Source organism: Mycobacterium timonense (assembly GCF_025821985.1).
Classification (GTDB): Bacteria; Actinomycetota; Actinomycetes; order Mycobacteriales; family Mycobacteriaceae; genus Mycobacterium; species Mycobacterium avium.
Window position 1 is genome coordinate 56,462 of sequence record NZ_JACKSY010000080.1, and the last position, 20,304, is coordinate 76,765.

Genomic DNA, 20,304 nt, shown 5'->3' on the forward strand with positions numbered 1-20,304 from the left:
TTATGTATGGTGATCTGGTTCACCGAGCTAACAGAAAGTAACGCCCAGCTCACACCTAGGACGGTCGAGTGCGCATAGGGGGAAGCCGGGGTGCAGACCCGGCCGCCGCGACTGTGCGGCAGCGAGCACTTCGGAACACGCGCAAGCCGATATTCGGCATCGCCATGATCACTCCCTTGGTCTTCGCGGGTGCGGTCAGCGCGACGGGCCCGTCGCTTCCGGTGCGAACGCCCCCCGTGCACGCCGCCGTCACCCCGGTGGCCGCCGTCTCGCCGACCTTCCCCGACCTCACCGGGCCCGCCGTCGTCGCGATCGACCGCGGCCCCACCGCCTTTCACGTCGCCGAGCCGGCACTGTCCGCCCCGCCGCCGGCCGCGATCGTCAACGCGCCTGGGGCGCTTGGCATTCCGAGCATCGCGCTGGCCGCCTACCGCAATGCCGAGCAGAAGATGGCCGTCGCCGCCCCGGGCTGCGGCGTGAGCTGGAACCTGCTGGCCGGGATCGGGCGCATCGAATCGGGCCACGCGGGCGGCGGCGCGGTCGACGCGCGCGGCACCGCGATCACCCCGATCTACGGCCCGTCGCTGGACGGCACCCTGCCCGGCAACGAGGTCATCATCCAGAGCGCCGCCGGCAACCGGGTCACCTACGCGCGCGCCATGGGGCCGATGCAGTTCCTGCCGGGAACCTGGGCGCGCTACGCCTCCGACGGCAAGGGCGACGGCGTGGCCGACCCGCAGAACCTGTTCGACTCCACCCTGGCGGCCGCGCGCTACCTGTGCAGCGGCGGGCTCAACCTGCGTGACCAGTCGCAGGTGCTGACCGCGATCCTGCGCTACAACAACTCGATGCCCTACGCGCAGAACGTACTGGGCTGGGCGGCGGCCTATGCGACCGGCGTCGTCCCGGTCGACCTGCCGCCGATGACCGGGCCGCCGCCGCCGCTGGGCGATGCGCACCTCGAGCACCCCGAAGGGCTCGGGCCCAACCTGCCGATGAACATCAACGGCCTGCCGCTGGACGACCCGCTGGCCCGAGTGCCGCTGATCGACCTGAGCAGCCCCGCGCTCGGCAGCCCGCAGCCGATGTTCCCGTGGATGACGCCCACCCCGCAGCAGGCGCCGACCCAGGTTCCCGGGTGCACGGTGATCTGCATCAGCTCGCAGGGCCCCCCGCCGGCCGGCCCGCCCCCGTTCGGCGCCCCGCCGCCGTTCGCGCCGCCGCCGTCCGGACCGCCACCGTTCGCGCCGCCGCCCCCGGATGCCGGGCCCGTCCCCGCGCCCCCGGCCGGAGTGGCACCGCAAGCCGCGCCGGCGCCCCCGGCCGGAGCCGCACCGCAAGCGCCGTCGCCCAAGTCGGCCGGCCCCGCGCCGAACGCGCCGAAGAAGCCGGGCCCGGCCTAGCCGGCCCGCAGGGTCGCCGCCCGACGGCACCCGGCCACCCGCCTACACTCGGCGGTGATGTCCCGCCACGACTCCTCCGACTCAGCAGCCGACCTGAGCGCCGCCGTCCGCGCCGCCCTGGGCAAGGTGATCGACCCCGAACTGCGGCGTCCGATCACCGAACTCGGGATGGTCAAGAGCATCGACACCGAGCCCGACGGCGCGGTGCATGTCGCGATCTACCTGACCACCGCCGCGTGCCCGAAGAAGACCGAGATCAGCGACCGGGTCACCCGGGCGGTCGCCGACGTCCCGGGCACCGGCGCGATCAAGGTCACCCTGGACGTGATGAGCGACGAGCAGCGCACCGAGCTGCGCAAGCAGCTGCGCGGCGATGCCCGCGAGCCGGTTATCCCGTTCGCGCAACCGAATTCGCTGACCCGGGTCTACGCCGTCGCGTCCGGCAAGGGCGGGGTGGGAAAGTCCACCGTCACCGTCAACCTGGCCGCGGCGATGGCCGCCCGCGGCCTGTCGGTCGGCGTGCTGGACGCCGACATCCACGGCCATTCCATCCCGCGGATGATGGGCACCGCCGACCGGCCCACCCAGGTCGAGTCGATGATCCTGCCGCCCATCGCCCACGACGTGCGGGTCATCTCGATCGCCCAGTTCACCCAGGGAAACACCCCGGTCGTGTGGCGCGGCCCAATGCTGCACCGGGCGCTGCAGCAGTTCCTGGCCGACGTCTACTGGGGCGACCTGGACGTGCTGCTGCTCGACCTACCGCCGGGCACCGGTGACATCGCCATTTCGGTCGCCCAGCTGATTCCCAACGCCGAGATCCTGGTGGTGACGACGCCGCAGCTGGCCGCCGCCGAGGTCGCCGAGCGGGCCGGCAGCATCGCGCTGCAGACCCGCCAGCGGGTGGTCGGTGTGGTGGAGAACATGTCGGGGCTCACCCTGCCGGACGGCTCCACGCTGCAGGTGTTCGGCGAGGGCGGCGGCCAGCAGGTGGCCGAGCGGCTGTCCCGGGCGGTCGGCGCCGAGGTGCCGCTGCTAGGTCAGATCCCGCTGGACCCCGCGCTGGTGGAGGCGGGCGATTCCGGTACCCCGCTGGTGCTCAGCGCACCGGATTCGCCGGTGGGCAAGGCGCTGCGCGCGGTGGCCGACAGCCTATCGTCGCGCCGGCGCGGACTGGCCGGGGTGTCGCTGGGGCTCGACCCCACCCGGCGCTGACGGTTCAGGTGGCGTCGGCGTCGAACGGCGTCTGGCCGGGGCGGTGCGGCTCGGGCGGCGGCGCCGGGGCGGGCGGCGGCTGGGCCGCGGCGCCGTTGACCGGCCGGTCGAAGGCCCCGGTCAAGAACGAATCGTCGCCGTCCAACAGGTGCTTGGTCAGCGCCGCCCGCGGCGTCATCCCCCGCAGCTTCTGCAGCTCGCTGAGCGGGACGCGCAGATCGTCGAACTCGGGCCCGAGGTCCTCGCGCAACTGGGTGGTCACACCGCTGAGGTAGTCCCGCGCCTGGCGCAGGGCGTTCGACGTCCACCGGATGGCGCCCGGCAGCCGCTCCGGCCCGAGCACCACCAGGCCCACCACGACGAGGACCAGCATGTGCTCCCAGCTCAGACTGCCGAGCATCAGCTGCCGTCCGGGTCCGGCTTCACCGTCAGGGTGACGTGGCGGCCGTCGCGCACCACCTCGATCGGGGAATCCTGGCCGATGGTCAGCTGCCGCACCGCTACCACGAACTCGTCGGCGTCGGCGACCTTGCGGTTGCCCACCTTGACCACGACGTCGTTCTCCAGGACGCCGCCCTTCTGCGCGGGGCTGCCCGCCTTCACGTTGGCCACCTGCGCGCCGGAGGCGATCGCGTTGCTCACCGAGCGGGTGCTGACCCCCAGCGTCGGGTGCACGATCTTGCCGTCCCTGATCAAGGTCTGGGCGACCTCCTTGGCCTCGTTGATGGGGATCGCGAAGCCCAGCCCACTTGCGCTGTCGGACAACGACTTACCCGCGGTGTCGATGCCGATCACCTGGGAATCCATGTCGATCAGCGGGCCGCCGGAGTTGCCGTGGTTGATCGACGCGTCGGTCTGCACGGCGTCGATCACCGTGTCGGTGTCCGAGCCCTCCCCGGACAGCGGGACCGGTCGGTGCAGGGCGCTGACGATGCCGTGCGTCACGGTGCTGCGCAGCCCCAGCGGCGCGCCCGCGGCCAGCACCTCGTCGCCGACCCGCACCTTGTCGGAGTCACCGAGCCGGGCCACCGACAGATTGTCGACGTTGTCCACCTTCAGCACGGCCAGGTCGGTCTTGGGGTCGCGGCCGACCAGGTTGGCGGGCACCTCCTTGCCGTCGTTGAACACCACGGTGGTCTTGAACTGGCTGGGGTTGTTCGCTGCCTCGGAGATGACGTGGTTGTTGGTGACGATGTAGCCGCGGCCGTCGATGACGACGCCCGAGCCCTGCATGCCCTCCTGGTCGCTCTTGGACTCGATGGTGACCACCGCGCCCGCGGTGGCCGCCGCCACCTTCGCGAAACGCCCGGCCGGGGCTTCGCCGTTGCCGTTCGTCGACAGCGTCACCTTCGACGTGGTGAAGGCCTCGGCGACCTCGGCGGTCTTGCGGCCGACCACACCGCCGATTAGGCCGATGACCAGCGCGATCAGCAGCAGAACCAGCAACGCCAGGTAGGACACCTTGCCGCCGAAGAGCACGTCGCGCACACCCAGCTTGCCGCCGTAGCCCAGCGCGGACCGCGCCGGCGACGGTGCCACCGCCGGCGTGCCCAACGCGGCCGGGGCCCCCGGGTCACGCCACGGGTCGTCGGCGTGGTCGGGCTCCACCCCGTCCTTCTCGGCCGCCAGCGCGCCGCTGTCGACGGGGTGGCGCTGCAGCGTTTCCGGGCTGCCGTCGGGCCGGCTGAACGCCTCCTGCAGCACGGGGTCGGCCGGCTGCTCGCTCGGCCGGAACTCCGACTGCTGCCGGTACTTCTTCGGACGCACGCGTTCGGCCACGAACGATCCCCGCAGCCCGGCGGGCCGGCCGAACTCCCGGCGCGATGCGGGGTCGACGGGCGGGCGCGAGATGGGGCGCGGCGCCAACCGGTTGGCGCTGTCTTTTGCTTGGTCGTAGCCTGGGTCGGAGGTCACGTTATCCCTTTTGGATCCTCGATTTGAGCGCTCGAGACAGGCCTTTACCGGGCGATTTACGCGGCACCGGCGTTGTCCGTGTCCACCCTAGTATCCACGGCGCACCGGTGGCCGCCGGGAACGCGCGGGACGGCACGACGCTACGGACGCCGGCGCCGGTCGCGGGCGTCGCGGTCCGCCAAACGGTCGGGGGTGTCGGGCGACTCGTAGGGGATCTCGGCCAGCATCCCGAGCAGGTTGGCGGGGATCCGGATCGGGCGCGAGTCGCGCAGCGCGGCGCGCGCCCGGCTCTGGTCGTCGACCTCGGCGGCGCACTGTGCGCACTGGGAGAGGTGATGCGCGGCCCGCAGGTGCGCGTTCATCCGCAGCTCGCCGTCGACGAACGCGGCGATGGCCTCGACGGACAGGTGCTCGGTGGAGCCGAACTGGCGGGGCGCGCCCACCGGCGCGTCGCTCTGGGAGGCGAACTGTGCGGGCAGCCAGGAGAACGCGCGGCGGAACACATGTCCTCGATCGGGCATCGCCAGCTCCTTGCCATTCATTCTTATTGCCGCCTTATTCGCCTTATTCGAATGTAGCGCGACAGGGCGCCCGATACCGAGGCCAAGGCCGCAAAGCCGCTGAATAGCTGCCCGAACGTTAGCCGGGCGGGCGCTGACTAAGGCGAGGAGGCGCGCAGCGCGTCGTGGTCGGGGTGCGCGGCCAGGTAATCGCGCAGGGCCTGGCGGCCGCGGTGGATGCGGCTGCGCACGGTGCCCAGCTTCACCCCCAGCGTCGCGCCGATCTCCTCATACGACAGGCCCTCGATGTCGCACAGCACGACCGCGGCGCGGAACTCCGGCGGCAGCGAGTCCAGCGCGGCCTGCAGGTCGGGGCCGAGCCGCGAATCGTGGTAGATCTCTTCGGGATTGGGCTCGTCGGCGGGCACCCGCTCGTAGTCCTCGGGCAGCGCCTCCATCCGGATGCGCGAGCGCCGGCGGACCATGTCCAGGAACAGGTTCGTGGTGATGCGGTGCAGCCAGCCCTCGAAGGTTCCCGGCTGGTAGTTCTGCACCGACCGGAACACCCGGATGAAGGTCTCCTGGGTGAGGTCCTCGGCGTCGTGCTGATTGCCGGAAAGCCGGTAGGCCAGCCGGTACACCCGGTCGGCGTGCTGGCGCACCAGCTCGTCCCACGACGGCATGGCCGTCTTGTCACCGGTCGCGTCGAAGACCGCGGTGCCCTGCAGCCCGTCGGACGGCTCCGCCCACCCGTCGGCGGAAGGGTCGTGCGCGTGCGACATGCTGGACGGGCTCAAAAGCGTGGTGATGATCAATTCCTCCGAATTCGGCATGCCGATCAGCGGCATTTCGTCATTGGCGGCAACAGGCAGCTGCCATTCGGTATTCCCGGTCTCCCGCGCTCCGCGATCCATACGGACACCGTCGCGTATCGGCGTATGTGCGGTATATGAACAATCTGAGCTGAGCCTGAGAAACCTTTTCGTTACCTGCGCTGTGCAGGAGATATCCATCGCCCGGTGACCTTAAACGCGGCGCGCCGGTCGGGCGTGTCGGCGGGATCGGGTTCAGGCGCGCCTGTCGGACTGCGCGGTGAATTGGAATACGCTGCGGGCATGGACGGCACCGACGCAGAAGCCCCCGGCCAAACAGCGCCCAGTCGGGCCGAATCGCTGGTCGCCCATGCCGAGGCCTCGATCTCCGAAGACGCGCTGTTGGCGGCCGCCCGCGAGCGGGCCGTCGACATCGGGGCGGGCGCGGTGACGCCGGCGGTCGGCGCGTTGTTGAGCCTGCTGACCAAGCTGAGCGGCGGCAAGGCGATCGCCGAGGTGGGCACCGGCGCGGGCGTCAGCGGGCTGTGGTTGCTGTCGGGCATGAGCGACGACGGCGTCCTGACCACGATCGACATCGAGCCGGAGTACCTGCGGCTGGCCAAGCAGGCGTTCGCCGAGGCCGGCATCGGGCCGTCGCGCACCCGGCTGATCGGCGGCCGCGCCCAGGAGGTGCTCACCCGGCTCGCCGACGAGTCCTACGACCTGGTGTTCATCGACGCCGACCCGATCGACCAGCCGGACTATGTGGTCGAGGGGGTGCGGCTGCTGCGGCCCGGCGGCGTGATCGTGGTGCACCGGGCCGCGCTGGGCGGGCGCGCCGGCGACCCGGCCGCCCGCGACGCCGAGGTAGTCGCGGTGCGCGAGGCGGCGCGGCTGATCGCCGAGGACGAGCGGCTCACGCCGGCGCTGGTGCCGCTCGGCGACGGCATCCTGGCCGCGGTGCGCGACTGACACGGGCACCTCGGGCCCGTCGCGCCCTTGCCGGGCCTTCGGCGGGCCTTTCGGGGCCTTTGCCGGGCCTCTGCCGGGCCTTTGCCGGGCCGGCCGCATTTTTACCGATTCTTGACGCGCGCCCTCCTTGACCGCGGGCTGAACATACGTTTAGCGTGCTGAACATGCGTTCAGCCGACCTCACCGCCGCCGCCCGGATCCGGGACGCGGCCATCGAGCAATTCGGCGAACACGGGTTCGGCGTCGGGCTGCGCCGGATCGCCGAGGCGGCCGGGGTGAGCGCCGCGCTGGTGATCCACCACTTCGGCTCCAAGGAGGGCCTGCGCAAGGCGTGCGACGACCACATCGCCGAGCAGATCCGCGAGAGCAAGACCGAGGCGCTGCAGACCAACGACCCGGCCGTCTGGTTCGGGCAATTGGCCGAAATCGAGGAATTCGCACCGCTGATCGCCTACGTGCTGCGCAGCATGCAGACCGGCGGCGACCTGGCAAAGATGCTGTGGCGCCAGATGATCGAGAACGCCGAGGGATACCTGGAAGAAGGCGTGCGGGCCGGGACGATCAAACCCAGTCGCGATCCCCGGGCCAGGGCCAAATATCTCGGGATCACCGGAGGCGGCGGACTGCTGCTCTATCTGCAAATGCATGACAACCCAACCGATTTGCGTGCGGTGTTGCGCGACTATTCGCGCGACATGATCCTGCCCGCCCTCGAGATCTACACCGAGGGCCTGATGGCGGACCGCACCATGTACGACGCATTTCTGGCTGCCGAAGATCAAGGAGATTCCCATGGCAACTGACGGTTTTGCGCCCATCGAGATCCGCGGGCTCACCAAGAACTTCGGTGCGGTGCGGGCACTGGACGGTCTCGACCTCACCGTGCGGGAGGGAGAAGTCCACGGTTTCCTGGGGCCCAACGGCGCCGGCAAGTCGACCACGATCCGCATCCTGCTGGGACTGGCGAAAGCCGACGGCGGCACGGTGCGGCTGCTGGGCGGCGACCCGTGGACCCAGGCCGTCGAACTGCATCGCCAAATCGCTTATGTTCCAGGCGATGTCACGCTGTGGCCGTCGCTGACCGGCGGCGAGATCATCGACCTGCTGGCCCGGATGCGCGGCGGCATCGACAAGAAGCGCCGCGCCGAGCTGATCGAGCGCTTCGACCTCGACCCGCACAAGAAGGCACGCACCTACTCCAAGGGCAACCGGCAGAAGGTTTCGCTGATTTCGGCGTTCTCGTCGCGCGCCCGGCTGCTGCTCTTGGACGAGCCCAGCAGCGGCCTGGACCCGTTGATGGAGAACGTGTTTCAACAGTGCGTGGCGCAGGCCCGCGACCGGGGCGCCACGGTGCTGCTGTCCAGCCACATCCTGGCCGAGACGGAGGCGTTGTGCGAAAGGGTGACGATCATCCGGGCCGGCAAGACCATCGAAAGCGGTTCGCTGAGCTCGATGCGGCATCTGAGCCGCACCTCTATCAAGGCCGAAATGACCGGTGACCCCGGTGATCTCAGGCGGATCAAGGGCGTCGAGGACATCAGCATCGAGGGCAACACGCTGCGCGCGCAGGTCGACAGCGAAAGCCTCGGTGAGCTCATCCGGGTGCTCGGGGATGCCGGGGTGCGCAGTCTGGTCAGCCAGCCCCCGACCCTCGAAGAGCTCTTCCTGCGCCACTACGACACCTCCGGGACCGACGGCGAGCGCGGAGCCCACGAGGCCGAGGTGTCGCTGTCATGAGCGCGACAACGCTGAACCGGCCCTCCGCATCGGCCTCGCCCGCGCCGCTGGGCGGTTCGCATTTCTCCGGCACGCTGCAGATGCTGCGGCTCTACCTGCGCCGGGACCGAATCTCGTTGCCGCTGTGGGTGTTACTGTTGTCGGTGCCGTTGTCCACGGTCTACGTCGGCAGCATCGAGAAGGTCTACCCCACCGCCGCTGCACGGGCCGGTTTCGCCGCCTCCATCATGGCCAGCCCGGCCCAGCGCGCCCTGTACGGCCAGGTGTACAGCGACAGCCTTGGGGCCGTGGGGATTTGGAAAGCCGGAATGTTTCACGTGCTGATCGCCGTCGCGGTGATCCTCACGGTGATCCGGCACACCCGCGCGGACGAGGAAAACGGGCGCACCGAGCTGGTGGACTCCACCGCGATCGGCCGCTACGCCGGCCTGACCGCGGCGCTGACGCTGTCGTTCGCCGCCTCGATCGCCACCGGCGCAATCGGCGCGGCGGGACTGCTGGGCACCGACGTCCCGGCCGGCGGGTCGCTGGCCTTCGGCGCGGCCTTGGCCTGCACGGGCCTGGTGTTCAGCGCGGTGGCCGCGGTCACCGCGCAGCTGTCGCCCAGCGCCCGGTTCGCGCGCGGGGCCGCGTTCGCCGTCCTGGGCACCGCCTTCACCGTGCGTGCCGTCGGCGACGCCGGCCCGGGCGGCCTGTCCTGGCTGTCCCCGCTGGGCTGGTCGCTGCTGGTGAAACCGTATGCGGGCGATCGCTGGTGGGTGCTGGTGCTGCACCTGGTCACCACGGCCGGCCTGACCGTGCTGGCCTACCGGCTGCTCGCCGGCCGCGACGTCGGCGCCGGGCTGATCGCCGAGCGCCCCGGCCCGGCCACCGCCGCGCCGCGGTTGGGTAACGCCTTCGGGCTGGCGTGGCGGCTGGACCGCGCCGCGCTGCTGTTGTGGACGGCGGGACTGGCCCTGTACGGCCTGCTGATCGGCAGCGTGGTGCACGGCATCGGCGACGAGCTGGGCGACAGCGGACAGGCGCGCGACATCGTCGCGCGGATGGGCGGCACCAGCGCTCTCGAGGACGCGTTCATCGCCGTGGCGTTCGCCATGATGGGCATGGTCGCCGCCGCGTTCGCCGTCTCGCTCACCCTGCGGTTGCACCAGGAGGAATCGAGCCAACGCGCCGAAACAGTGTTGGCCGGTGCGGTGTCGCGAACCCGTTGGCTGGCAAGTCATTTGGTGATCGCGCTGGCCGGGTCCGGGGTGGCGATGCTGGCCAGCGGAACAGTCGCCGGCCTGGTCTACGGCATCGCGGCCGGTGATGTCGGCGGCAAGCTGGCCATGGTGGTGGCCAGCGCGGCCGTCCAGCTGCCCGCGGTCTGGCTGCTGTCGGCGGTGACGGTCTGCGTCTTCGGCGTCGCGCCGCGGTTCGCCCCGGTGGCCTGGGGCGTGCTGATCGGCTTCGTCGCCCTGTATCTGATCGGGTCGCTGGCCGGGTTCTCCCAGTGGCTGCTCGACCTGGAACCGTTCGCCCACATTCCCAGAGTCGGCGCAGATTTCACCGCCGTACCCCTGTTATGGCTACTGGCCATCGACATAGGGTTGACCATTCTCGGTGCCATGGCTTTTCGGCGCCGCGACCTACGTTGCTAGGAGAGCGTGATGAAAACCGGACTCCGGGTGACGGCGACGTCCGTCTGGGGAATTCTCTCCTGGATCTTGATCCTGTTGCTGCCGGCCGGCACGCTGCACTACTGGCAGGCCTGGGTTTTCATCGCGGTGTTCACGGTGGCGACCATCGTGCCCGCCGCCTACCTGGCCCGCACCAACCCCGCGGCCCTGCAGCGCCGCATGCGCGCGGGCCCGCGGGCCGAACCCCGGACCGCGCAGAAGTTCATCATCACGGGCTCGTTCCTGAGCCTGTTCGCGGCGATGGTGTTCAGCGCGCTCGACCACCGGTTCGGCTGGTCGTCGGTGCCGGCCTGGCTGTCGCTGCTCGGCGACGTGCTGGTGGCGACCGGCCTCGGGATCGCCATGCTGGTGGTCATTCAAAACAGTTACGCCGCAGCGACAGTCACGGTGGAAGCCGGCCAGACAGTGGTCTCCAGCGGGCTGTATCGATTCGTGCGTCACCCGATGTACACCGGAAACGTGATCATGATGATCGGCATCCCGCTGGCGCTCGGCTCGTACTGGGGACTGCTGTTCGTCGTCCCGGGCACCGCGCTGCTCGCGCTGCGCATCTTCGACGAGGAAAAGCTGCTGCTGCAGGAACTACCCGGATACCCCGACTACACCCAGAAGGTGCGCTACCGGCTGGCCCCCCACCTCTGGTAGGCGCGCCGCCGAGCGCCTAGGGTATTGGCGTGCCGCCCACTCGGATGACCGCGCTGGACCGTCCCTGGCGGCGCCCCGGCGCATTGCGCTACGCGCTGAACAGGATTCGCGGCGTCGCCAAACCGCCCGTCACCGTCACCGACCCACCCGCGGACCTGGACGTCGAACGGGACGTCGCCGTCCCCACCCGCGACGCAACGGTGTTGCGAATCAACGTCTTTCGCAAGGCAGACGCGGGGCCGCGACCGGTCATCCTGAGCATCCACCCGTACGGCAAGGACAACCTGCCCAAGCGGCGGGGCAACCGGTGGACCTTTTCGGCGCAGTACCGGATACTGCGCCAGCCGCGACCGGTGACCTTCTCGGCGCTGACCGGTTGGGAAGCGCCCGATCCCGCCTGGTGGACGGCGCAGGGCTTCGTCGTGGTGAACGCCGACTCGCGCGGCTGCGGCCGTTCGGAGGGCACCGGAAACCTGTTGTCGCACCGCGAGGCCGAGGACACCTACGACCTGGTGCAGTGGATCGCCAGGCAGCCGTGGAGCGACGGCAACGTCGTCATGCTGGGGGTGTCCTACCTGGCCATCAGCCAATACGCGGTCGCCGCCCTGCAGCCGCCGGCGCTGCGGGCGATCTGCCCGTGGGAGGGCTTCACCGACGCCTACCGGGACCTGATGTTTCCTGGCGGCGTGCGCGAGTTGGGCTTCATCCGAATGTGGTCACGCAATGTGCGACGCGATACCCGCCAGGCCTACGACTTGCAGGACATGCAGGACCGCCACCCACTGCGCGACGAGTTCTGGCGCTCGCTGGTGCCCGACCTGTCGGCGATCACCGTGCCCATGCTGGTATGTGGCAGCTTCTCCGACAACAACTTACACAGCCGCGGCTCGCTGCGCGCCTTCATGCACAGCAGCTCGACACATGCCCGGCTCTACACCCATCGTGGCGGCAAGTGGGCGACCTTTTACGCCGAGGAGGCGCTGGCCGAACAGCTGAGCTTCTTTCGCGGTGTACTGGACGGGGCCCCGGCCGCGCGCAGCGTGCGCCTCGAGGTACGCGAGGACCGCGACACCGTCACGGCGGTGCGCGAGGAATCCGAATGGCCGTTGGCCCGAACCCGCTGGCGCGCACTGCATCTGGGCGACGCCGGGGTGCTGAGAACCGACCCGGCCGCACAGCCGGGCAGGGTGACATTCGGAACACGTTCCCGCGCAGCATGTTTCACCTGGACGGTGCCCGACGACGTGGAACTGACCGGGCCGATGGCCGCCCGGCTGTGGGTGGAACTGCACGGCTGCGACGACGCGAACCTGTTCGTCGGCGTGGAGAAGTGGCGCCCCGGCCGGTTCCGGGACCGCTTCGTCGCGTTCGAAGGGTCCTACGGCTACGGCCGGGATCGGGTCAGCACCGGCTGGCAACGAGTTTCGCTGCGCGCCCTGGATTCCCGGCTGTCGCGGCCGGGACAGCCCGTCGCGGCCTGCACCGATCCGCAACCCGTCGCGGCGGGCGAGGTCGTCGCGGTCGACGTCGCGCTGGGCCCGTCGGCGACGCTGTTCCGCGCCGGCGAGCACCTGCGGCTGGTGGTCGCCGGGCGCTGGCTGTGCCCGACCAATCCGCTCACCGGCCAGATCCCGGCCGCCTACCAGAACTCGCCGCGCGGTCGCGTCAGCCTGCACTGGGGTCCGCGCCGCGACGCGCATCTGCTGATCCCCGAGATCCCGTGAGCCGCCGAGCAGACGCAAAACCACCCGACACGCCGAAGAATTGGGGGTTTTTGCGTCTGCTCGCGGTGCGATGGCGACCTTAGATCCAGACGCCCTTGCCCACCGCGACCACGCCGCCGGCGCTGATGGCGAAGCGCTCCCGGTCTCTTTCCAGGTCCACCCCGACCATCTCGCCGGGCCCGACGACCACGTTCTTGTCCAGGATGGCGTGGCGCACCACCGCGCCGCGCCCCACCCGCGCGCCGGGCATGATCACGCTGCCCTCCACGATCGCCCCGTCGTCGACCACCACGTTGGACGACAGCACCGAGTTGCGCACCGAGGCCGCCGAGATGATGCTGCCCGCACCCACCACCGACTCCTGCGCGGAGCCGCCGTTGACGAACTTGGCCGGGGCCAGGTTCTCCGACTCGCCGCGAATCGGCCAGCGCTTGTTGTACAGGTTGAACACCGGATGCACCGACACCAGGTCCATGTGCGCGTCGTAGAACGCGTCCAGCGTCCCCACGTCGCGCCAGTAGCCCCGGTCCCGGTCGGTGGCGCCGGGCACCTCGTTGTCGCTGAAATCGTAGACCGCGGCCATCCCGTCGTCGACCAGCCGCGGGATGATGTCACCGCCCATGTCGTGATCGGAATGGTCGTCGTCGGCGTCGGCGCGGATCGCGTCGATGAGCACCTTGGTGGTGAAAATGTAGTTGCCCATCGACACGAACGTCGTCTCGGGATCGTCCGGGGTGCCCGGCGGATCCAGCGGCTTCTCCACGAACTTGCGGATGCGGCCCGACTCGTCGGAGTCGATGCAGCCGAAGGCGGTGGCCTCGCTGCGCGGCACCCGGATGCCGGCCACCGTCGCGCCGGCACCGCTGTCGATGTGGAACCGAACCATCTGCTCGGGGTCCATCCGGTACACGTGGTCGGCGCCGAAAACCACTATGTAGTCGGGGTCTTCGTCGTAGATCAAATTCAGCGACTGGTAGATCGCGTCGGCCGAGCCGGTGTACCAGCGCGGGCCGAGCCGCTGCTGGGCCGGCACCGGCGTGATGTACTCGCCGGCCAGGCCGCTCAACCGCCAGTTCTGCGAGATGTGACGGTCCAGTGAATGCGACTTGTACTGCGTGAGAACGCAGATCCGCAAATAGCGGGCGTTGACGAGGTTGGACAGCACGAAGTCGATCAGTCGATAGGCGCCCCCGAAGGGAACCGCGGGTTTGGCGCGATCCGCGGTCAGCGGATACAGCCGCTTGCCCTCACCGCCGGCCAGGACGATGCCCAGCACGTGTGGTGCTTCCCTCATGGCTTCAAACCTATCGGCCGCGGCAAAGCGCTGCCAGGGGGAACGGGCTATTGGCGATGTTCTGTGCGGCTGTCCGTCAAGGTAATTGGCCCCGCCGGCAAACGGATCACCGGCGAAAGTGGGCCCCGGCCCGACTCGCGGGCCCCGCCGCATCCGAACTACGGTGCGGGTATGCGGGTGGCGATGATGACGCGGGAATACCCACCGGAGGTCTACGGAGGGGCGGGGGTACACGTCACCGAACTCGTCACCCAGCTGCGCCGGCTGTGCGCGGTGGACGTGCACTGCATGGGTGCTCTACGCCCGGGCGCCGTCGGGGTGCAGGTGCATCAGCCCGACCCGCGGCTGCAGGGCGCCAACCCGGCCATGTCGACCCTGTCCGCCGACCTGATGATGGCCAACGCCGCCGCGCAGGCCAGCGTCGTGCACTCACACACCTGGTACACCGGCATGGCCGGGCATCTGGCCGCGCTGCTGCACGACATCCCGCACGTGCTGACCGCGCATTCGCTCGAGCCGCTGCGCCCGTGGAAGGCCGAGCAGCTGGGCGGGGGCTACCGGATCTCGACCTGGGTCGAGCACACCGCGGTGCTGGCCGCCCACGCCGTGATCGCGGTCAGCTCCGCGATGCGCGAGGACATCCTGCGGGTCTACCGGGCACTGGATCCCAGTGCGGTGCACGTCATCCGCAACGGCGTCGACACCGACGTCTGGTATCCCGCCGGCCCGATGCAGACCGGATCGATGCTGGCCGAACTGGGCGTCGACCCGGCCCGGCCCCTGGTGGTGTTCGTGGGCCGGATCACCCGGCAGAAGGGGCTCGCGCATCTAGTGGCGGCCGCGCACCGGTTCAGCCCCGAGGCGCAGGTGCTGCTGTGCGCCGGCGCGCCGGACACCCCCGAGATCGCCGACGAGATCCGCGACGCGGTGGCCGCCCTGGCCCGCGGCCGCACCGGCGTGTTCTGGATCCGGGAAATGCTTCCCATCGGGGAACTACGCGAAATACTTTCGGCCGCATCGGTTTTCGTGTGCCCTTCGGTGTACGAGCCGTTGGGCATCGTGAACCTGGAGGCGATGGCCTGCGCGGCGCCGGTGGTGGCCTCCGACGTCGGCGGCATCCCGGAGGTGGTCGCCGACGGGGTCACCGGCTCGCTGGTGCATTACGACCCGCACGACCCGGCGGGCTATCAGGCCGGATTCGCCGACGCGGTCAACGAGCTCATCGCCGACCGGGAAAAGGCGCAGCGCTACGGCAGGGCAGGACGCCAGCGCTGCGTCGAGGAGTTCTCCTGGGCCCACGTCGCCGAGCAGACCCTGGAGATCTATCGGAAAGTGTGTGCATAGCGCCGCCGACACTGGTCCGGCGGCACGCTCTAGCTGGAGCTCGTGACGCCCTTGAGTTCGTCACCGAGGGCGGCGGCTTCGTCGGGTGTCAGCTCGACGACCAGTCGACCGCCTCCTTCAAGTGGTACCCGCATCACGATGCCGCGCCCCTCCTTTGTCGCTTCGAGAGGACCGTCTCCGGTCCGGGGCTTCATCGCCGCCATCGAGTGCTCCCTCCAGGTTCGAGCTGGCCCGCCCTTGCGAGCCTGGTCGGCGCCGGGCACGCCCCGCCAGCGAACTTCCAGCCATGCCCGGCATCGAACTGCCTAATCACCCCTCTATTGTTCCCTATCCAGGTCACCACTTGTACAAAGACCCACATCTGTGTTCTCAGCGCACCGCCGCGGGCACCCAGCAACCGCGAATATGGTCGTCGACCATGCCGGTCGCCTGCATCAGCGCATAGGCGGTGGTCGGCCCGACGAAGCGGAAGCCGCGCCGCTTGAGTTCACCGGCCATGGCCGTCGATTCGGCAGTGGCCGAGGGTATTTCGGACGCGTCGGCCGGCCGGGACCGGGGGGCCGGCGCGAACGACCACAGCAGCTCGGCCAGCTGCGTGGCGCCACCCAGCTCGGCGGCCGCGCGCGCGTTGGCGATGGTGGCCTCGATCTTGGCGCGGTTGCGCACGATTCCGGGATCGGCCATCAGCCGTTGCACGTCGGCGTCGGTGTACCCGGCGACGGCGTCGATGTCGAAACCGGAGAACGCGCGGCGGAAGTTCTCCCGTTTGCGCAGGATGGTCAGCCACGACAGCCCGCTCTGGAAGGCCTCCAGGCTCATCCGCTCGAACAGGGCCACCCCGTCGCGCACGGTTTGGCCCCATTCCCGGTCGTGGTAGTCGCGGTACAGCTCGAAATCAGGCCCGGACCGCGCGGTGGCCCAGCCGCAGCGGATCGGCTCGTCGTCACTCACGTTCAGTCCTGACGATCCGCGCCGTCGTCGGGTTCCGCAGATTGGCCCCCGCTCTGCTGTTCGCCCGCCGCCGCGTGGGCGGCCGCCAGCTGGCCGCGCAGCGCCTCGAGTTCGCGGGCGAGCCGGTCCAGCACCCAGTCGACCTCGCTGGTCTTGTATCCGCGCAGCACCTGGGTGAACTTGACGGCGTCGACGTCCGACCCGGTCACCCCGTAGGCGGGCAGCACCGTCGCCGTCGTCCCCCGGGGCAGGGGCGGCAGCTGCTCACCGCGACCGAACAGCAGGCTGGCCGCGCCGAACAGGACGATCGCCACCAGCACCAGAACCACCAGGTACAGCAACACCAACGCCACGTGATCGATACTGCCCTATCGGGCCGACAGCGCCGCCGGCCCGGTCGCCGGTCAGCGGGGCCGGATCGCCTGCATGGGCGGCCGGTCGGCCAGCGACACCGGCCAGGTGTGCTGGGTGTAGCTCTGTCCCTCCGGCCCGTCGGCCACGAACTGGGTGAGCCCCACCCCGGAGTCGGGGATGCCGCAGCGCGACAGCAGGGTCGCGATGACCTGGCGGCTCATCGCGCCCAGCTCGGCCAGCGGCCGGTTGCGGTGCTCCCGCACCCCCAGGTTGACCTGGGCGATCGCGTCCAGGCCCAGCCGGTCGAAGGTGTCCACCAGCAGGCCGATCTCCACGCCGTAGCCCGGGGCGAACGGCACCGAGGTGAGCAGCTCCCGGGTGGCCGCGTATTCGCCGCCCAGCGGCTGCAGGATGCAGCCCAGTTCCGGGCGCAGCGCGGCGAGCAGCGGCCGGGCCACCAGCTCGGTGACCCGCCCGCCCCCGGTCGCGCCCGCGCCGCCGCCGGCGTCGCCGACATTCAGCGGCCGCCGGTAGAAGCTCTTGACCAGGTGCACGCCGTCCCCCGTGAGCAGCGGCCCGACCAGCCACGGCACGAACATCGGGTGGGGGTTGATCAGGTCGGAGTCGACGAACACCACGATGTCGCCGCGGCTGGCGGCCAGCGAACGCCACAGCGCCTCGCCCTTGCCCGGCCGGATCGGCACCTCGGGCAGCGCCTGTTCGCGGCTGACGACGCGGGCGCCGGCGGCGACAGCGCGGATCTCGGTGTCGTCGGTGGAGCCCGAATCCAGCACGATCAGCTCGTCGACCAGACCGTCCACCAGCGGCGAGATGCTGTCGATCACCGACCCGATGGTGTCTTCCTCGTCGAGGGCGGGCAGCACCACCGAGATGGTCCGGCCGGCCTTGGCGGCCTCCAGCTCGGCGACCGTCCAGCCGGGGCGGTTCCAGCTGCGGTCGGCCAGCCAGGTGTCGCCGGGCCGGGTGTCGCGCAGCCCGTCGCCCGCCAGCTCCCCGGCGACCAGGTCGGACGTCGTCATGCGAGCCCCCTCACCGTGCGCGTGGGCGGGCGGGTGCCCTGGATCGAGGCCACCATTTCCAGCACCCGGCGGGTGGGCGCGACCTCGTGCACCCGAAACATCCGGGCGCCGGCGGCCGCCGCCAGCGCGGTGGCCGCCAACGTTCCCTCCAGCCGCTCGGTCAATTCCACACCCAGAGTCTCCCCGACGAAGTCCTTGTTGCTCAAAGCCATCAGCACGGGCCATCCGGTGTTAACAAGATCGCCGACGTGCCGCAACAACAGCAGGCCGTGGAAGGTGTTCTTGCCGAAGTCGTGGGTGGGGTCGATCAGCACCCGGTCGGGGGCCACGCCGCAGCCGACCGCCCGCTCGGCGGCCGCCGTGACCTGGGCGATCACGTCGTCGACCACGCCGCGGGTGCTGGTTCCGTAGCTCACCCGGAACGGGCGGGTGCGCGGCAGCGCGTTGCCGGTGTGCGAGCACACCAGGCCCGCCCCGAACTCCGCGGCCACCTCCGGCAGCGCCGGGTCGACGCCGCCCCAGGTGTCGTTGATCAGGTCCGCACCGGCCGCGCAGGCCACCTTGGCCACCTCGGCACGCCAGGTGTCGGCGCTGATCAGCTGGTCCGGGTAGGCGTCGCGCAGCCATTCGATGAACGGCACCAGCCGGGCGATCTCGGTGTCGGCGTCGACGTCCTGGCCGGGCCCGGCCTTGACGCCGCCGACGTCGATGACGTCGGCGCCCTCGGCCACCGCCCGGTGCACGGCCGCCCGGGCGGCGTCGTCGCTGAAGGTGGCACCCCGGTCGTAGAACGAGTCCGGGGTGCGGTTGATGATCGCCATGATCAGCGCGCGATCACCGGCGACCGGACGCCCGCAGAACGTCGATTGCACGGGTCTATGGTGCCTGGTCGGCCGAGGGCGCGCAGGGCCAGGTCGCACCGCCGCCTTAGGGCCGCTTGCCCTCGGCGACCTCGTCGGGGTATTCGTCGTAGAACGGCACGTAGCCCTCGTCGCGGCCGGCCAGCACGTACAGCGGGTCCTTGACCTCGGGGCCGTAGCCCTGCTCGCGCAGCTCCACCTTGCGGCTCTTGAAGGTGGTGGTCTGCTCGATGGAGTCCACCACCCGCACGAACAGCGGCAGCGCGTAGACGGGCAGCTGCTCGTAGACGGTACGGGCCAGCGACCGCCCGTCGAACTCGGCGCCGTCGCGCAGTTTGATCGCGGCCATGCCGGCGCGGCCGCCGGTGCGCGGCACCTCGACCCCGAAGACCGTGCAGTCCTCCACGGACCCGTCGGAGGCCAGCGCCGCCTCGACCTGCGTGGTGGCCACGTTCTCCCCCTTCCAGCGGAAGGTGTCGCCGAGCCGGTCGACGAACGCAGCATGCCCCAGCCCCTGCGGGCTCATCACGTCACCGGTGTTGAACCAGCAGTCGCCGTCGCGAAAAGCGTTGCGCACCAACTTCTTTTCGCTCGATTCGGGGTCGGTGTAGCCGTCGAAGGGCTGCAGCCGGTTGACGGGGCTGAGCAACAGCCCGGGCTGTCCGGGCGGCACCCGGCGCACCCGGCCGTCGTCGCCGCGCAGCGGGGCACCGGTGTCGGGGTCGTACTCGACGTAGGCCAGGGGCAGCGGGAAGATCCCGGTGGACCGGGGCACGTTGAACACGTTGATGAACGCGGCGTTGCCCTCGCTGGAGGCGTAGAACTCGCAGACGCGGGCGATCCCGAACCGCTGGGTGAACTCGTCCCAGATCTCGGGGCGCAGGCCGTTGCCGGCGATCAGCCGCACCCGGTGCGCCCGGTCGGTGGGCTTGGCCGGCTGGTTGAGCAGGTATCGGCACACCTCGCCGATGTAGATGAACGCCGTGGCGTCGTTGGCGATCACCTCGTCCCAGAACTTGGACGCCGAGAACGACTTGCCCAGCGCCAGCGTCGCCCCCGAGTTGATCACCGACGACAACGCCACCGTCAGCGCATTGTTGTGGTACAGCGGCAGGCAGCAGTACAGGGTGTCGGAGCTCTTCAGCCGCAACCCGATCCCGCCGAACGCGGCCAGCGCCTTCAGCCAGCGCAGGTGCGTCATCACGCTGGCCTTGGGGAATCCCGTGGTGCCCGAGGTGAAGATGTAGAACGCGGTGTCGCGGGCCTGCACCGCCGATGCCGACGCCGGGTTGGTGGCCGGCGCGCTGACCGCGAAGCGCTCCAGGTCCTCCACGGTCAGGGTCTCGGTGCTGCCCGAGCCGCCGCACTCGGCCACCGCGCTGACCAGATCGGTCTCGGCGATGAGCACCTTGGCGTCCAGCAGGCCCAGGCTGTGCGCGAGCACCTCGCCGCGCTGGTGGTAGTTGAGCATGCCGGCGACCGCGCCGCACTTGACCGCGGCCAGCATGGCCAGCACCGTGTTGGGCGAGTTGCGCAGCATGATGGCGACGACGTCGCCGTGGCCGACACCGCGGGCGGCCAGCACCGCGGCGTACCGGTTGGCGGCGGCGTTGGCGTCCCGGTAGGTCAGCTGCTGGTCGCCGAACCGCAGGAAGACCCGGTCGCCGTAGCGGGCGGCCCGATCCTGGAACACGGTGCCGATCGACTTGTGCGAGCCGGGCTGGGCCAGCAGCCCGGTCAGCGTGCCGCGTGCGATCACCGGCAGGTCGGCCAGCACGGTCGGCACCCGAGCTGCGATGTCGGTCAGTTTGACCGCCGTGCGCGCTCCCCCGTCACGATCGGACACCTGATCCCCTCGAT

20 protein-coding genes are annotated in these 20,304 nt (G+C 70.4%); 9 read left to right on the forward strand and 11 right to left on the reverse strand.

All coding sequences use genetic code 11. The features are described from left to right. Positions 1 to 68 precede the first annotated feature (68 nt). On the forward strand, positions 69 to 1,403 hold the full coding sequence (locus H7I87_RS19070) for a lytic transglycosylase domain-containing protein (RefSeq protein ID WP_033724876.1): 1,335 nt from the start codon (positions 69 to 71) through the stop codon (positions 1,401 to 1,403). Between the two features lie 57 nt (positions 1,404 to 1,460). Further along, positions 1,461 to 2,618, forward strand: coding sequence for an Mrp/NBP35 family ATP-binding protein (locus H7I87_RS19075; protein ID WP_031347744.1), 1,158 nt, complete (start codon positions 1,461 to 1,463; stop codon positions 2,616 to 2,618). 4 nt (positions 2,619 to 2,622) lie between these two features. Here H7I87_RS19075 and tatB read toward each other — a convergent pair whose 3' ends face one another. The 4 genes from tatB to sigE all read right to left on the reverse strand — a co-directional run bounded on the left by tatB (position 2,623) and on the right by sigE (position 5,946). Then, positions 2,623 to 3,018: a Sec-independent protein translocase protein TatB gene (tatB, locus tag H7I87_RS19080; RefSeq protein ID WP_011724092.1), complete on the reverse strand. Its 396-nt coding sequence runs from the start codon at positions 3,016 to 3,018 to the stop codon at positions 2,623 to 2,625. Beyond that, complete coding sequence (htrA, locus tag H7I87_RS19085) at positions 3,018 to 4,532, reverse strand: serine protease HtrA (protein ID WP_033726704.1); 1,515 nt, start codon at positions 4,530 to 4,532, stop codon at positions 3,018 to 3,020. Before htrA ends, tatB begins: the two co-directional genes overlap by 1 nt. A gap of 140 nt (positions 4,533 to 4,672) precedes the next feature. After that, complete coding sequence (rseA, locus tag H7I87_RS19090; RefSeq protein WP_033706258.1) at positions 4,673 to 5,053, reverse strand: anti-sigma E factor RseA; 381 nt, start codon at positions 5,051 to 5,053, stop codon at positions 4,673 to 4,675. A gap of 137 nt (positions 5,054 to 5,190) precedes the next feature. After that, positions 5,191 to 5,946 (reverse strand): RNA polymerase sigma factor SigE, encoded by a 756-nt coding sequence (gene sigE, locus H7I87_RS19095; protein ID WP_033726703.1) that lies wholly within the window; start codon positions 5,944 to 5,946, stop codon positions 5,191 to 5,193. Positions 5,947 to 6,147: 201 nt separating this feature from the next. Between sigE and H7I87_RS19100 the strand changes: the two genes are divergently transcribed. The 6 genes from H7I87_RS19100 (at position 6,148) to H7I87_RS19125 (ending at position 12,601) form a co-directional block, all read left to right on the forward strand. Beyond that, positions 6,148 to 6,816, forward strand: a complete 669-nt coding sequence (locus H7I87_RS19100) for an O-methyltransferase (RefSeq protein ID WP_003875521.1) — start codon at positions 6,148 to 6,150, stop codon at positions 6,814 to 6,816. Between the two features lie 164 nt (positions 6,817 to 6,980). Further along, a complete protein-coding gene (locus tag H7I87_RS19105) occupies positions 6,981 to 7,619 on the forward strand; it encodes a TetR/AcrR family transcriptional regulator (protein WP_009975569.1) in 639 nt (212 codons plus the stop codon). Next, positions 7,609 to 8,553, forward strand: coding sequence for an ABC transporter ATP-binding protein (locus H7I87_RS19110; protein WP_033726702.1), 945 nt, complete (start codon positions 7,609 to 7,611; stop codon positions 8,551 to 8,553). Before H7I87_RS19105 ends, H7I87_RS19110 begins: the two co-directional genes overlap by 11 nt. After that, positions 8,550 to 10,193: an ABC transporter permease gene (locus H7I87_RS19115; RefSeq protein WP_095884645.1), complete on the forward strand. Its 1,644-nt coding sequence runs from the start codon at positions 8,550 to 8,552 to the stop codon at positions 10,191 to 10,193. Before H7I87_RS19110 ends, H7I87_RS19115 begins: the two co-directional genes overlap by 4 nt. A gap of 9 nt (positions 10,194 to 10,202) precedes the next feature. Then, a complete protein-coding gene (locus H7I87_RS19120) occupies positions 10,203 to 10,877 on the forward strand; it encodes a methyltransferase family protein (protein ID WP_009975566.1) in 675 nt (224 codons plus the stop codon). A 44-nt stretch (positions 10,878 to 10,921) separates the two neighbouring features. Next, complete coding sequence (locus H7I87_RS19125; RefSeq protein ID WP_139800163.1) at positions 10,922 to 12,601, forward strand: CocE/NonD family hydrolase; 1,680 nt, start codon at positions 10,922 to 10,924, stop codon at positions 12,599 to 12,601. A gap of 79 nt (positions 12,602 to 12,680) precedes the next feature. On the opposite strand, the gene glgC is transcribed toward H7I87_RS19125, so the two are convergent. After that, positions 12,681 to 13,895 (reverse strand): glucose-1-phosphate adenylyltransferase, encoded by a 1,215-nt coding sequence (gene glgC, locus H7I87_RS19130; RefSeq protein ID WP_003875515.1) that lies wholly within the window; start codon positions 13,893 to 13,895, stop codon positions 12,681 to 12,683. A 171-nt stretch (positions 13,896 to 14,066) separates the two neighbouring features. On the opposite strand from glgC, the gene glgA reads away from it, so the two are divergent. Then, positions 14,067 to 15,239 (forward strand): glycogen synthase, encoded by a 1,173-nt coding sequence (gene glgA / locus H7I87_RS19135; RefSeq protein WP_033726705.1) that lies wholly within the window; start codon positions 14,067 to 14,069, stop codon positions 15,237 to 15,239. A gap of 29 nt (positions 15,240 to 15,268) precedes the next feature. Here the strand turns inward: glgA and H7I87_RS19140 are convergent, their stop codons facing one another. The 6 genes from H7I87_RS19140 to fadD6 form a co-directional block, all read right to left on the reverse strand. Next, complete coding sequence (locus H7I87_RS19140; RefSeq protein ID WP_003878471.1) at positions 15,269 to 15,442, reverse strand: DUF3117 domain-containing protein; 174 nt, start codon at positions 15,440 to 15,442, stop codon at positions 15,269 to 15,271. 166 nt (positions 15,443 to 15,608) lie between these two features. Then, entirely contained in the window at positions 15,609 to 16,190 is a 582-nt protein-coding gene (locus tag H7I87_RS19145; RefSeq protein WP_009975562.1) for a DNA-3-methyladenine glycosylase I, read from the reverse strand. 2 nt (positions 16,191 to 16,192) lie between these two features. Beyond that, entirely contained in the window at positions 16,193 to 16,543 is a 351-nt protein-coding gene (locus H7I87_RS19150; protein WP_003875511.1) for a DivIVA domain-containing protein, read from the reverse strand. A gap of 51 nt (positions 16,544 to 16,594) precedes the next feature. Next, positions 16,595 to 17,584 carry a glucosyl-3-phosphoglycerate synthase gene (locus tag H7I87_RS19155; protein WP_003878473.1) on the reverse strand — a complete coding sequence of 330 codons (990 nt, stop codon included), beginning with the start codon at positions 17,582 to 17,584 and terminating at the stop codon, positions 16,595 to 16,597. Further along, complete coding sequence (gene folP, locus H7I87_RS19160; protein ID WP_003875509.1) at positions 17,581 to 18,456, reverse strand: dihydropteroate synthase; 876 nt, start codon at positions 18,454 to 18,456, stop codon at positions 17,581 to 17,583. Before folP ends, H7I87_RS19155 begins: the two co-directional genes overlap by 4 nt. Positions 18,457 to 18,511: 55 nt before the next feature. Then, positions 18,512 to 20,290 carry a long-chain-acyl-CoA synthetase FadD6 gene (gene fadD6 / locus H7I87_RS19165; protein WP_033726697.1) on the reverse strand — a complete coding sequence of 593 codons (1,779 nt, stop codon included), beginning with the start codon at positions 20,288 to 20,290 and terminating at the stop codon, positions 18,512 to 18,514. Positions 20,291 to 20,304: the final 14 nt, after the last annotated feature.

Bases quoted from the DNA above. Each gene is read 5' to 3' on its own strand.
- H7I87_RS19075 (WP_031347744.1), top strand. From the start codon at position 1,461: ATGTCCCGCCACGACTCCTCCGACTCAGCAGCCGACCTGAGCGCCGCC.
- tatB (WP_011724092.1), bottom strand. From the start codon at position 3,018: ATGCTCGGCAGTCTGAGCTGGGAGCACATGCTGGTCCTCGTCGTGGTG.
- rseA (WP_033706258.1), bottom strand. From the start codon at position 5,053: ATGCCCGATCGAGGACATGTGTTCCGCCGCGCGTTCTCCTGGCTGCCC.
- sigE (WP_033726703.1), bottom strand. From the start codon at position 5,946: ATGGATCGCGGAGCGCGGGAGACCGGGAATACCGAATGGCAGCTGCCT.
- H7I87_RS19100 (WP_003875521.1), top strand. From the start codon at position 6,148: ATGGACGGCACCGACGCAGAAGCCCCCGGCCAAACAGCGCCCAGTCGG.
- H7I87_RS19105 (WP_009975569.1), top strand. From the start codon at position 6,981: ATGCGTTCAGCCGACCTCACCGCCGCCGCCCGGATCCGGGACGCGGCC.
- H7I87_RS19110 (WP_033726702.1), top strand. From the start codon at position 7,609: ATGGCAACTGACGGTTTTGCGCCCATCGAGATCCGCGGGCTCACCAAG.
- H7I87_RS19115 (WP_095884645.1), top strand. From the start codon at position 8,550: ATGAGCGCGACAACGCTGAACCGGCCCTCCGCATCGGCCTCGCCCGCG.
- H7I87_RS19120 (WP_009975566.1), top strand. From the start codon at position 10,203: ATGAAAACCGGACTCCGGGTGACGGCGACGTCCGTCTGGGGAATTCTC.
- H7I87_RS19125 (WP_139800163.1), top strand. From the start codon at position 10,922: ATGACCGCGCTGGACCGTCCCTGGCGGCGCCCCGGCGCATTGCGCTAC.
- glgC (WP_003875515.1), bottom strand. From the start codon at position 13,895: ATGAGGGAAGCACCACACGTGCTGGGCATCGTCCTGGCCGGCGGTGAG.
- glgA (WP_033726705.1), top strand. From the start codon at position 14,067: ATGCGGGTGGCGATGATGACGCGGGAATACCCACCGGAGGTCTACGGA.
- H7I87_RS19140 (WP_003878471.1), bottom strand. From the start codon at position 15,442: ATGGCGGCGATGAAGCCCCGGACCGGAGACGGTCCTCTCGAAGCGACA.
- H7I87_RS19155 (WP_003878473.1), bottom strand. From the start codon at position 17,584: ATGACGACGTCCGACCTGGTCGCCGGGGAGCTGGCGGGCGACGGGCTG.